This window comes from Kurthia senegalensis (assembly GCF_000285595.1).
Classification (GTDB): Bacteria; Bacillota; Bacilli; order Bacillales_A; family Planococcaceae; genus Kurthia; species Kurthia senegalensis.
Genome location: NZ_HE611064.1, coordinates 964,724 through 977,397, shown reverse-complemented (window position 1 = coordinate 977,397; position 12,674 = coordinate 964,724). Strand labels below are relative to the sequence as shown.

Genomic DNA, 12,674 nt, shown 5'->3' with positions numbered 1-12,674 from the left:
AGGAGCTTTTTTCTGAACGATACTAGGAGCGTAATGGATTTTAATGTTCGTGCCGTCGAGGACGAATTTTGAATAATTTTTCCACATTGGTGCCGTTAGTTTATTCGCTTTTTGTAAGGGGACCTTTTTTGTTGTAAAGCATAGCTCGATAGTTTTGAAAGGCGCAACAATTCTTGTTTCGTTAAAATATGGTCTAATGTTACAATTTTCGCGTTTTTCGTATCATATGTAATAAACGAAGTCGTAATTTTTTCTTTTTGATTTGTCGCGAGTTGTTCTTTATTTTTAAATGAAAATGTTACGTATTTAGCCGATTTTGTTATTGCCAAAGTGCCGTTGAAATTTTGATTTCCAGAAGCTAAATACGCATCTCTATAAGCATATAGTTTCTTTTTAATTGCTCGATTGACGGATGTATTTGTCGTTTCTGGATAGGTGAGTGTGTAATGATCGGCTTTGGAGCGCTCAGTCACAATTTGGATCCCTTTATAAGGGCTATATTTTTTCTGAATCGTTACGGTGTCCGTGTTTTTATTTACTTCTTCATTCGTTTCATCATTTACTTTTTTGTTCATTTCTCCATTTGATACCGGTTCATTCGCTTCAACAAGTTGCGTTTTTTGGTAATTGTGGAATAGTACGAAAAATAAGCTCAAAAACGAAATAAATAGGAGCGCTAGCAAAAGGTTGAGTGTACTTAATTTTGTTTTCGGTGAGGACATGATAGACCCTCCTTGTAATTTTTTACATACTCTCTTTATTGTTACATGAAATGAAAAAAACACGAAGTGCCATTATAAGCAATTCGTGTTCCAATTTTTAGTAATTACTTGTTATAGAAGTTTGCTAATTTCATTTGCATCGATAGGACGACTAATATGATATCCTTGCGCAGCATTACAATTGTACTGTGTCAATAAATCGAGTTGTTCTTCTGTTTCGACGCCTTCTGCTAAAACACGCATGTTTAACGAATGGCCAAATTGAATCATACCGTGAATTAGTTTTTGTGTTTTTTGTTGGTAAGCGAGTGTTGCGATAAACATTTTATCGATTTTAAATTCTTCAAGTGGAAGAAGCTGCATGTAACGGAATGATGCGTAGCCTGTACCGAAGTCATCAAGGACAAAACGAACACCATCTGTTTGCAATTGTTTCATTTGCTTAATGATCGACCCTTCTGCTTCTGCTTCTAGAGCGAATTTTTCGGTAATTTCGATTTGTAAGAGACTAGCAGGACAACCAGTTTTATCGAGTACGCCACGAATAATTTTAACCATATTTTTGTCGCGGAATTCACGAACAGATGAGTTCACACTAACGAAAATAGTATGTCCTTTTTTCTTCCAAATGACGGCTTGTTCGCACGCTTTTTCAAGCATAAATGTACCAATTTCATTAATTAAACCAGTTTCTTCAGCAATTGGAATTAACACGTCTGGTGGGATAATACCTAGCTCAGAATCTTCCCAACGAACGAGTGCTTCGACACCTTCAATTTTCTTCGTTTTTAAATTTAATTGTGGTTGGTACAGTACTTTTAAATCTTTTTGGTCCAACGCGATTAATAAGCGTTTCTCTATCATTGCACGGCGACTTAGTGCTTTATGGTCTGCTGTAGAAAGGCTTGAAATCGTGCTACCACCATCAGAATGCATTTTATTAATGATTTCATGTGAAGCTTTTAATAAATGATTAAATGTTTGTTGATCTTCAGGATATTTTGAAATACCACCACATACTGTTAATGGTAGTGCGATTCCCTCGATGTAAATAGGATGTTGTTCTAAATATGCCAAGAAACCTTGAATGAACCATTCACCGAGTGGCGTCAAAATAGCGAAGTCGTTAATCGTAATACGTGCCATAACACTATCTTGGAAATACATTTTTAAACGATTCGTAAATTCTTGTAATAAAATAGACTCCATTTGCTCGCTATACAGTTCTTTTAATGAATAAAATTTATCGATGCTTAAATAAACAAATGTGAAATGTTGCTTCGTATCGATCATTTCGTTGACGATTTGTTCTAAACGATAGCGGTTCATTAAACCTGTTTCTTGGTCAATGTAGGCGATTTTTTCAAGACGTTGTTGTAATAATTTTTTTCCGTAATGTCCGTCGCTAAAATTAAGAAATAGTCCGGTGAGCTATTGTTCGATGAAACGGGAATAGCGATGAGTTCTACCCAATAAGAAGTGCCATCTTTCGCGGCTTTTTCAACTTCACCTTGCCAAATATGTCCGCCGTGAACGATATTCCAAATTTCATTCACTTTGTTAATGCCCTGTTCTGTTTGCGGGAACATTTGCCATAATGTTTTCCCTAAAATACGCTTAGGTGTCCATTTGCTATATTTTAAATAAAGGGGATTCGCAAAGTTAATAAGACCTTCATGATCTAATTCTAGTACCATAAATGATTCTTCTAATCCATTGCGTAAACAATTTAATTCAGAGGCAGCATTTTTCTCTGATTTATGTGTTGCGGTGAATCGAATCATAACGAAACGCTCGTCTTTGATCGTGACGGCTTTCGCAAAAGCTGTCAGCTGAATTAATTTATTGTTTTGTGTTTCAAGTGTAAGGTTTTCTGAAATTTGTTCTTTGTGTGAGCGTAAACTCGCATTAAATAATTCAGTTAATTGCTCCGAATGATGAGGAGGTATGTGAATATTAAGACCTACCATCTGTTCTGCACTATAGCCGAATAGCTCCTCGCTTTGGTGATTCCATGAAATAATTTCACCTTCATGGTCTAAAATAACCATTGCGTTAGAAGTATAATTCAAAATAGGATTGGCATGTTGAAAAATACTTTTGAGTTCATCCATGTATACAACGACTCCTTGAATGTCAGTAATAAAATCTATTATAAAGAAAAATGGTCGATAAGTCACCAATTACAATGAGACGATTGGCAAATTCTTTCTATTGTCGGGAAACTAATAGTATTAATTCGATTAAAAATATAATAACTGATATAAAAGTTTGTTTAAAAATAAAACAAAAAAGATTATAAAGAACTATTTTTTTAAAAAAAGATAAGTAATAAAATAATTTATTTTAAATAGATAATAAGTATTTATACTTTATTATAAGAAATTAAAAAACTTTAAATATAGAAGAAAAATAATAATTAACGACATATTAATTTAGTTTTTTAAACTTTTGGCATAGTATAAAAATAAAAAATAAAAGGATAAAAATGCTAGAAATTTTTATCGCTATTATTCTATTCCCATTTTTGTGGAATTTTAGTCGTATCTAGCGAAAATAATATGGCATAATAAGAAATAGAATGAATAAAAAAACATAGAAGGGACGAGAGCGATGAAAAAAATCATGTCGTTTATGGGTCCATACAAATGGCCTGCTATCATTGCACTCGCATTTATGCTCGTTGAATTAGCGGTAGAATTAATCCAGCCGTTAATCATCGGAAAAATCGTTGATGAAGGTATTTTAAAAAATGATTTACGCTATGTTGTCGTTTGGGGAAGTGTCATGGTTGGGTTGAGTGTTTTAGCATTTTTAGCCGGATTATCGAATTCCTTTTTTTCTGCACATGCTGCGCAAAGCTTCGCGTATGATTTACGTGTAGCATTGTTTAAAAAAGTACAATCACTTTCTATGATTAATTTTTTGAAATTTCCAACATCGGCATTGATTACACGTTTGACGAATGACGTGACGCAAGTCCAGCAAGTATTTTTCATGAGTATGCGTTTCATGCTTCGAGCACCACTTGTCGTCATCGGTAGTTTCATCTTAGCGTTCTTTGTCAATGTGAAACTCGCTTTTTATCTCGTTATTCCATTTCCTTTTTTACTATTATTCTTGTTCTTTATGGTGAAAATCGGATGGCGTAATTTTGGAATCGTCCAACGCTCAATCGATCGAGTGAATCGCGTGATTCAAGAAAATTTACAGGCGATGCGCTTAATTAAAGCGTATATGAGAGGGACGTATGAAGCTTCGAGATTTGCTAAAATCGCAGATGCTTTGAAGCAAAATTCTGCAAAAGCATTTCAATTAATGGAGTTAATCCAACCAATTTTACTCGTCGTAATGAACGGTGCTTTATTAGTTATTATTTGGCTCGGTGCAGAACAAATTCGAGCGAATGAAGTACAAGTAGGTGACTTAGTCGCGATGATTAACTATGCGCTGCGCATTACAGGAAACTTCAGCATGTTTGCATTTATTATCGTACTATTCGCACGAGCAAAATCTTCCGCAAATCGAATGGAAGAAGTGTTAGATATAAATGAAACGTCGCTAGAAGGCGAAATGCCCCTAGTTCAAAAAACGCAACGAGCGATCTCATTCCATGACGTTCATTTTCAATATGAAAATGGAGGGAAGGACGTGTTACGAAACATCTCTTTTGATATTCAAAAAGGAGAAAAGATTGCGATTATGGGCGCAACAGGTTCGGGTAAAAGTTCATTGTTACAATTAATACCACGTTTATATGACGCAACGGCTGGAGAAGTTTCTGTCGAAAACCTACCGTTGAAACAATGGCAACTTCCGGCATTGCGAGAACGTATCGGTTTCGTACCGCAGCGTTCCCTACTTTTCACAGGAACCATTTTTGATAACATCGTATGGGGCAAGCAAGATGCGACGCTTGAAGAAGTAATCGACGCTTGTCAAAAAGCTCAAATTCATGAAAGTATTATGCAATTTGATGATGGTTATGAGACGAAAATTGGTCAAAAAGGTGTGAACTTATCAGGTGGGCAAAAGCAACGTATGGCGATTGCACGCGCGCTCATTCGAAAACCAACGATTCTCTTGTTTGATGATAGTATGAGTGCTTTAGACGTTCGAACGGAGAAGAAATTGTGGGATAACTTACAAAATGAACGAGCAACATTGCTCGTCGTAACACAAAAAATTCATACGGCACGCGCGACAGACCGTATTATGTTAATGGAACAAGGTGAAATCGTTGCCATCGGTTCACATGAACAATTAATGCAACAATCGTCGCTGTACCAATCGATTGTCGCATCTCAACAGGAGGTGGATTCCGATGTTTAAACCTTTTGGCTATGAACCGATTTTAACGAAAGATATGTTGCAACGACAAAAGAAAAAACGAGACAAAGCAACGAATATGGGTGCTACGTTAAAACGTATTTGGCAGTACGTAGACGAGCAACGCTTTTTACTTTTAGTCGTACTTGCGATGGTTGTTTTAAGTTCGATACTTCAATTGCTAGGTCCGTACTTAATTGGACGCTTGATTGATGATTACATCGTGCCAAAAGAGTTGAAAGGTATTTTAACGATTTTAGTCGTACTCGCCATTAGTTATATTTTGTTATCGGGCGCTTTATTTTTACAAAACTATTGGATGATCGATATTGCACAACAAACAGTTTATCGTATGAGAACGGATTTATTCGAGCAGTTTCAAAAGCTCCCAATCTCATTTTTTGATCGCAAGCAACACGGGGAATTAATGAGTAGGATGACGAACGATATGGACAATGTGAGTGCAACGCTGAATACGACATTTATCCAAGTGTTCTCAAGCATTCTTGTCATTACAGGAACCGTCATTGTTATGCTAACGCTGAGTCCATTACTAACGGTTATTACGATGCTTATTATTCCAGTGATGTTTTTTGCGACGCGATGGATTACGCGACGTACAGGACCACTATTTAAATTACAACAACAACGTTTAGGGAAATTAAACGGTATGGTGGAAGAAGCGATTTCAGGTCAATTGACGGTAAAAGCTTATTCACAAGAACAACGTTTAATTGACGATTTCACACGACAATCGGACGAATTAAAAAAGGCGGGGTATTGGGCGAATATTTATTCGGGCGGTATCCCGAAAGTCATGAACTTTTTAAATAACGCTAGTTTCGCAGTCGTAGCACTAGTTGGTGGTATCCTCGCTGTAAACGGTCATTTATCGGTCGGGACAATCGTTATTTTCACAGAATATGCACGACAATTTACGCGTCCATTAAATGATTTAGCTAACCAATTTAACAATGTTTTGTCTGCGATTGCTGGGGCAGAACGCGTATTTGAAATTATCGACGAACCGATTGAAAAAGAAGGGCATACATTACCTGTTACACGTCGATTAGACGGTCATATTGAATTTGATCACGTGACATTCCGTTACGACAAGACGACTGCTGAACCGACGCTCTCTCAATTATCATTTTCGATTCCGGCAGGGAAAACCGCGGCTTTAATTGGGGCGACGGGTGCAGGGAAAACGACGATTATGCAATTAATTGCACGATTTTATGACGTGCAAGAAGGGGAAGTTCGAATTGATGAACGACCGATTCAACAAATAACGCGTAGTGACTTGCGTAAACAAATGGCATTCGTTTTACAAGAACCATTTTTATTCGAAGGCTCGGTACGTGAAAATATTCGATACGGTCGGTTAGACGCGACAGATGAAGAAATTGAACGAGCAGCGAAACAGGCGAATGCCCATACGTTTATTGAAACGTTAGCTGGCGGATACGATCATTTGTTAACGGAAGACGGAGGCGATATTAGCCAAGGGCAAAAACAATTGTTATCAATTGCGCGTGCTCTCGTTGCCGACCCTGCTATTTTACTGTTAGATGAAGCGACTTCAAGCATCGATACGGTGACAGAAATGGCGATTCAAGAAGCGCTTGACCGTTTGATGGTCGACCGAACAAGCATCGTCATTGCCCATCGTTTAAATACGGTGAAAAATGCAGATTACATTTTCGTTATGGAAAAAGGTCGCTTAATCGAAGGTGGCGAACGACAGCAGTTACTTGAAGCGAAAGGTCGTTATTATGACATGGTGACGCAAGGTGCAGCGTTAGATTAAAAGGAGGGATAGACGTGGAACAGTTTTTAACGGTAGCGAATGTACGCTTTATTGAAAAGCAAATGTGGAAAGTGTTAAAGGCGAAAGCGAGTTCACAAGATGCAGCTGTTTTAGATGCGGTAAAAGGAATTGCTGTAAGTGAAATCGAGCAACAACTGACTATGCCACAAATGGAACTACTGAAAGCATTTGAACAAATAGAAGATCGTGTAGGAGCAGAATTGTTTATAGAAAGTTTGAAACGGTATACGATTCCATTCCAGCCGATTTCGCCGAAACAATTGCAATCACTATTTAAAAAAGAAAAAAAGTTACACATACCGAATCTCGCATCTCAAGATTGGACGGCGATTAGTTATTTAAGTTGGTACGATTCTCGCACGCATCGTCAATATATCGTGACGGAACGTGAGGGGAATTATACGGCATTAAGAGGTGTAGCAGAACCGCAGTATCGTACGAAAGGAATTTGCGCGATTTGTCATGAACAAACGGATGTGCATCTTTTTACTGCGAAAGTAAAAGGGAAAGAAGACCAATTTACAGCGTATAGCAATTACATTTGTGATAATGTGCAGACGTGTAATCAACGTTTGTCAGATTATGAAAAATTAGAAACGTTCGTACAACGTAATTTAATATAACGGGGTTAGTAAAAGACAGCGAAGAGGTTTCAATCGACGCTGTCTTTTCTTATGTGGATACGTACTTTTCGAATGTTTTCGGCTTAATCATGTGTAAGTTGATAGTAAATACGTTAAAATAAAGAACATCGAGCATTAGAGAGAGCTATGAAAAAATGATTAAAGGTGGAATTGTACATGCAGCTTTTCGCAATGAAAGCATCCTATCCTCTAGATGAAGAAACGAAACGAGAAGTAGAACAACTTCTAAAACGCGTTCAATTAAATGACGCGGTTGAATACAATACATTACTACACGAAAACTTTTGGCAAGCAACGGAACAACGTGGCTTCATGAGTCTTGTGTATAACGATGAAGATTTATTAGTCGGTGCTTTAAGTGCCCTTGATTTATTCGGTTTAAATACGTATGAATGGGCGGCTGTTGTCGACGCGAAACATCGTCGTCAAGGCATCGGTCGTAAACTCGTTGAGACGTTTAAAAGTAGCTTAACAGAACGTCAATCTTCTGGAGAAATGGCAACGAGCTATCCGAGTGACGCGGCGAAGGGCTTTTTAACAGCACTTGGTTACGAATACAGTTCTTCAGAAGCGACGTTACAAGCGGTAGCAGAAGAAAAAACAGTTCAATTACCTGAGGATGATGAAATTCGTCCATACGAACAAGCCGATTATTTAGCGTTGCAACATATGATGGAATTAGGTTTCAGTGACTTAGCAGAAGAAACGGAACAACTAATTGCGCAAACAGAAAAAAATAAACATATGCAGTTGATGATGTACGTAGAAGATAACGTGCCGGTTGGTACGATTTCAACGACTGTTCGAGAAGACGAACTTTGGGTTACGGCTTTCACAGTAGAACCTGGATACCGTCGTTCTGGAATCGGTACGACTTTATTGAACTGGGCACAAACAGAAGCCGTTCAAAAAGGGTTGAAATGGGTGCTGTTAGACGTTGAATTAGATAACGTAGACGCACTTCGCTTATATCAACAAGCTGGTTTTGTCGTTAAAGGACAAGTTGATTACTACGTCGTGAAATAAATTAATGAACGAAAAAAGGCAAGGATGAACTAATCATCCTTGCCTTTTTGATTTACTGTAATAAGAAATGCTGTTTAGATGGACCGATTAAATGTAATTCATGCATAGAACGAGTCATCGCAACGTATAATAATTTACGTTCTAAAGGTACGTCTCTATAACCTTCTTCACTACTAACGATCATGACGGCATCGAATTCAAGACCTTTCGCTAAGTGGCTCGGAACGATCAACAGTTTTTCTTGATCAATTCCTTGTGCACCGTCTAATAATTGAACGTCGAGTACGTTCGTGAGAGAAGCGGCGATTTTTTTTGCTTCAGCACTCGTCTTACAAATGAGCGCAATCGATTGATGCCGTTGTTTAATATCGTTAAATAACGTCACAATCGTTTCCGTATTCCATGTCGTTTCTTCATGGAAAGCGGGTTGTAAACCGTGTCGAACGACGGGCTCAACGAGTGGTAAATCTTCATCCATTTGACTTAAAATTTCATTCGCTACAGCCATAATTTCGATCGTCGTACGATAACTTTTTTGGAGTGTTTTATAACTGGCACGTGGGAACAGTGCTTGGACATCTTCCCAATTTGTTAAGGAACGATAACTATGAATCCCTTGTGCTAAATCTCCGACAATCGTAAACATATCCGTATCGAGTCCTTCTTTTAAGGCAGCAAGTTGGAATAAACTATAATCTTGCACTTCATCGATAAAGACGACGCGTATTTTATGCTCAGGCTTAATACCTTTAATTTTCGCATGTAAAAAAAATAGCGCAGCTAAATCTTCGTTCGTCCATTGTTCTTTCGCATGTTCTTTTTGGAATGATATGCGTTGTTTTTTCGTCCACTGCGGTGCGATTTGCTGTTGCACAGCATCTTCTGTTAAGAAGGCACGATACAGTTTTTTAATGTTGTATTTTGAGAAACGTTTCATATAGTTAGACGCTGTTGATTTCGCTTCTTTTTCGATTGCGGGAATGCGTTCGTCTCGTTCATCAATCCAGCGCGTTACTTCTTTTTTACGGCGTTCATCGTTGAAAATATTCAGCGCTTTTCCGATAATGTCATCGTATTTTTTGTTCAATGTATACACAATTTGTTTTCGTTTTTGACGTACGTGACTTTGAATAACTGATTTTAATTTTTGAATGCGCTCTTCAATTGGTAAGTATACGTAGTCTTCTAAAAATAGCTCTTGTAGATGACTCGCACGCATAATACGATATTTGTCGATATAAACATCTTCGAATTGTACAGCGATGTCACGTGCAATTTGATCTACGTAATTTTGCATGATGTCACGGTATTCCATTGAGCCTTTCAAACGTGTCGTTACAAGGTCTTTTTCCGACGCTTGTGCTTGAACAAGTTGTTCCAAATACACATTTGGGTCTTGGATTTTTAGCTTCAATTTTGTCGCTTGCATGACGTAAGAAGCGAATGTTTCTTGTCGTATTTTACCGACACCAAGTTCGGGAAGTACGTCTCCGATATAATCGATAAATAAATGGTTTGGTGCTAAAATCATTAGCTGATCTGCGTTGAAATGTTCGCCCATCGTATATAAAAAGTAAGAAATACGGTGCAACGCAATAGTCGTTTTACCTGAACCAGCGGCTCCTTGTACGATGATGGGTTGTTTTAAATGGGCACGAATAATTTCGTTTTGCTCTGCTTGAATCGTTGAGACGATTTCCGTTAAACGGACGTCGGCTTTTCCTGAAAGCGCATCTTGTAGCAGCTCGTCATTCGTCGTTAAATCGACATCACGCACGCTTAATAATTTGCCTTTTTCAATTTTATACTGACGTTTCGCAAAAAGATGACCGTTCATTTCTTCGCCGTTTACATCGTACGTTAAATCGCCGAGTCGTCCGTCATAATAAACGTTAGCGACAGGGGAGCGCCAATCGACGATGACCGGGTCTTGCGTTTCACGGTCAAATAAAGACGTTTTGCCAATATACAATTTTTCAGCGAATTCCCCGTCTTTTTGAAAGTGAATTCGTGCGAAATAAGGCTTTTGAATAATTGCTTCTAAGCCTTCTTTTTGTTCTCGTGCCATATCGAAGAAACGGGAATTCGTTAAAATATTTAAATAGCTAGAACTAGAATCTAAATATTCAAGGTCTGCCATAGATTTGCGAATATTATCTTGTGCGTTAACGAGATCTTGTGCAGATTCTTTTAGAACATTCGCCATGAAATGTTTTACGTAAGCTAAATGTTGCTGTTCTTGTTCAAATTCGGGATGTTGCATCGTATGTTCCTCCGTTTCAAAATCATACTTTTTACTATACGCTTTTTTACAGATAAAAAAAGAGAGGGTAAATGTATACCTCTCTTTCCGTTCCGTTATTGTATTAGTTTACCACTTAGCAGCATGGTCTTCACACGTTCCGAGTAGTTGCTGTATGTGGAAGTACGCTCCGTTATCTAATTTCACTTTACCGTTGTAGTAGCCGACCATTTGATGGACGGATGACTTAATCACTTTTGCATCGGTTTCAGCAACGCGTTCGAAGAAAGGAGTGAATGTTAGATTTACGTCGTCAGAGAAACGTGTATGAATTTTCCACGGCTTCATTAAATCTTTCTCATCGTAAATAAACAATACGTCTTCGTGGATTTTCGACATATGCCCATCGATGAAGATGGCATTTTCAGTCATGCCCGTACCATCCGTCCACTGCCCACCGAGATTTAAGCCGACGCGGTGGAAACCAAGTCTTTGAGAAGCCATTCCCCAGTTCCAAGTCGATTCTCTTGGCCAAACACCACGTCCGTAGTCGAGTACAGCGAAAGATTCTCTCGGTTCAAACGTGTACATTTTTTCACCGAGTGTTACTGTACCGGAAGTTGGGAGCGTATGGTGTTTCGCTGTAAATTGGAATGTTTGGCGATTCCAAGGAATGACGACATTTAAAGAATCATCTTCATCAAGATGTTGGATTGTTAATTTTGCATCGAGTACGTCATCGTCGAAATCTTCAATATGAACGGTTAAATACGTTTCATTTATGCCATTATAGGTAATGGAAATTGAGATGTCGGAATCTTTGCAAATGACGGTTTCTAATACATCCTGTGACATTTTTACACGTTTTGAAATGGGTGGTAATGTAATCGTTTTTTCGAAAAAGCGTTGCGTTTCGTATTCTAAAAAATAAACGAAACAAACAGCAGCATAATCGAGATGGCTAATCGTTGCAGAAAATAAAATTTCATCTCCAAAAACACACCAATAATTCCATTTCTTCTTACGCATAAAATGCCCTTTTAAATTACTTGTAATCAGAGGTTTACGGGCGTAACCAATTGCTTGAGGATTTAAGTTCCCTTTGTGGTCACAAAGGAGTGTAGCTTCTAGCAATTCTTTTTCAGCGTGCTGTGTCAATTTCGAAACATCCTTTCCCATTAAAAATAATTACCTATATTGTAGCAAAAAACATGTGTAATATTCGCTCATTAACGTAGGAAACATAAAATTATTTTGCGAACAAACCTGCCCAGAAAAAGTCGATCACTTTTTGAGCACCGAGGTGATGGTCTGGGAAAAGTGGTTTATTGTTAAAGTCTTTGTAGCGACCGACGTTTAAAAGAGATAAAAAGGTTTGCAAAACGAATAGGCTATTTTGAGGAGGAATCGTTCCGAGCTTCATTTCTCTTTCAAAGGCTAGACGTATCACGTCATTCATTTGTTGTTCAGATTGATGAACTTGGCGTAAATTATGGTCGCCTAAAGAAGGTTCTGCATCGCGGATGAATTTTTGGATTTCTAAATCAGCTGTTGCTTTCATATGATTTTCGACTAGTATCACGAGACGATCTTTAAATGAAAGTTGTATGTCATTTAAAATTTTTTCTGTCATTTTTCGAATACGTTCCATAAGCTGTACGATCATTTCGGTAAATAGAGTCGCTTTTGAATCGAAATAATAATAAATTGTTGCTTTCGTTACATTACTTTTTTCGGCGATTAAGTTCATTGAGACTTCCTTAAAGCCTTGTAGCATAAATTGTTGTGTAGCTGTATATAAAATTTGTTGACGCAGTGGGGTTTTTTGAGATTCTTTTTTCGGACGGCCGAGTGGACGACTATGTTCTGTAGCCATAAAA

At 37.9% G+C, this 12,674-nt stretch carries 10 protein-coding genes; 4 read left to right on the top strand and 6 right to left on the bottom strand.

Annotation, left to right across the window (positions count from 1 at the left end):
* Window positions 1-95 precede the first annotated feature (95 nt).
* From KSHG_RS05085 to KSHG_RS18720, 3 genes are all read right to left on the bottom strand, one after another.
* Complete coding sequence (locus KSHG_RS05085) at window positions 96-722, bottom strand: hypothetical protein (protein WP_010302775.1); 627 nt, start codon at window positions 720-722, stop codon at window positions 96-98.
* Window positions 723-833: 111 nt separating this feature from the next.
* The gene (locus KSHG_RS18725; RefSeq protein WP_010302772.1) at window positions 834-2,051 is read right to left on the bottom strand and encodes a putative bifunctional diguanylate cyclase/phosphodiesterase; all 1,218 of its coding nucleotides are present in this window, start codon (window positions 2,049-2,051) and stop codon (window positions 834-836) included.
* Window positions 2,051-2,836 carry a PAS domain-containing protein gene (locus KSHG_RS18720; RefSeq protein WP_010302768.1) on the bottom strand — a complete coding sequence of 262 codons (786 nt, stop codon included), beginning with the start codon at window positions 2,834-2,836 and terminating at the stop codon, window positions 2,051-2,053. The genes KSHG_RS18725 and KSHG_RS18720 overlap by 1 nt, the downstream gene beginning before the upstream one ends.
* Window positions 2,837-3,335: 499 nt before the next feature.
* Here KSHG_RS18720 and KSHG_RS05075 point away from each other — a divergent pair, with 499 nt between their 5' ends.
* The 4 genes from KSHG_RS05075 (at window position 3,336) to KSHG_RS05060 (ending at window position 8,552) form a co-directional block, all read left to right on the top strand.
* Entirely contained in the window at window positions 3,336-5,054 is a 1,719-nt protein-coding gene (locus tag KSHG_RS05075; protein WP_010302765.1) for an ABC transporter ATP-binding protein, read from the top strand.
* Window positions 5,047-6,861 (top strand): ABC transporter ATP-binding protein, encoded by a 1,815-nt coding sequence (locus KSHG_RS05070; protein WP_010302763.1) that lies wholly within the window; start codon window positions 5,047-5,049, stop codon window positions 6,859-6,861. Before KSHG_RS05075 ends, KSHG_RS05070 begins: the two co-directional genes overlap by 8 nt.
* Before the next feature lie 14 nt (window positions 6,862-6,875).
* Entirely contained in the window at window positions 6,876-7,505 is a 630-nt protein-coding gene (locus tag KSHG_RS05065) for a FusB/FusC family EF-G-binding protein (RefSeq protein WP_010302760.1), read from the top strand.
* A gap of 177 nt (window positions 7,506-7,682) precedes the next feature.
* Window positions 7,683-8,552, top strand: coding sequence for a GNAT family N-acetyltransferase (locus tag KSHG_RS05060; RefSeq protein ID WP_010302758.1), 870 nt, complete (start codon window positions 7,683-7,685; stop codon window positions 8,550-8,552).
* Window positions 8,553-8,604: 52 nt separating this feature from the next.
* Here KSHG_RS05060 and helD read toward each other — a convergent pair whose 3' ends face one another.
* The 3 genes from helD to KSHG_RS05045 form a co-directional block, all read right to left on the bottom strand.
* Window positions 8,605-10,815 (bottom strand): RNA polymerase recycling motor HelD, encoded by a 2,211-nt coding sequence (gene helD, locus KSHG_RS05055; protein WP_010302755.1) that lies wholly within the window; start codon window positions 10,813-10,815, stop codon window positions 8,605-8,607.
* 108 nt (window positions 10,816-10,923) lie between these two features.
* A complete protein-coding gene (locus KSHG_RS05050; protein ID WP_010302751.1) occupies window positions 10,924-11,952 on the bottom strand; it encodes a DUF2804 domain-containing protein in 1,029 nt (342 codons plus the stop codon).
* 91 nt (window positions 11,953-12,043) lie between these two features.
* The gene (locus KSHG_RS05045; RefSeq protein ID WP_010302747.1) at window positions 12,044-12,670 is read right to left on the bottom strand and encodes a TetR/AcrR family transcriptional regulator; all 627 of its coding nucleotides are present in this window, start codon (window positions 12,668-12,670) and stop codon (window positions 12,044-12,046) included.
* Between the last annotated feature and the right edge of the window lie 4 nt (window positions 12,671-12,674).

What these genes read in the sequence shown, in the direction of transcription:
- KSHG_RS05085 (WP_010302775.1), bottom strand. Translation starts at nt 722, where the DNA reads ATGTCCTCACCGAAAACAAAATTAAGTACACTCAACCTTTTGCTAGCG.
- KSHG_RS18725 (WP_010302772.1), bottom strand. Translation starts at nt 2,051, where the DNA reads ATGAACCGCTATCGTTTAGAACAAATCGTCAACGAAATGATCGATACG.
- KSHG_RS18720 (WP_010302768.1), bottom strand. Translation starts at nt 2,836, where the DNA reads ATGGATGAACTCAAAAGTATTTTTCAACATGCCAATCCTATTTTGAAT.
- KSHG_RS05075 (WP_010302765.1), top strand. Translation starts at nt 3,336, where the DNA reads ATGAAAAAAATCATGTCGTTTATGGGTCCATACAAATGGCCTGCTATC.
- KSHG_RS05070 (WP_010302763.1), top strand. Translation starts at nt 5,047, where the DNA reads ATGTTTAAACCTTTTGGCTATGAACCGATTTTAACGAAAGATATGTTG.
- KSHG_RS05060 (WP_010302758.1), top strand. Translation starts at nt 7,683, where the DNA reads ATGCAGCTTTTCGCAATGAAAGCATCCTATCCTCTAGATGAAGAAACG.
- helD (WP_010302755.1), bottom strand. Translation starts at nt 10,815, where the DNA reads ATGCAACATCCCGAATTTGAACAAGAACAGCAACATTTAGCTTACGTA.
- KSHG_RS05045 (WP_010302747.1), bottom strand. Translation starts at nt 12,670, where the DNA reads ATGGCTACAGAACATAGTCGTCCACTCGGCCGTCCGAAAAAAGAATCT.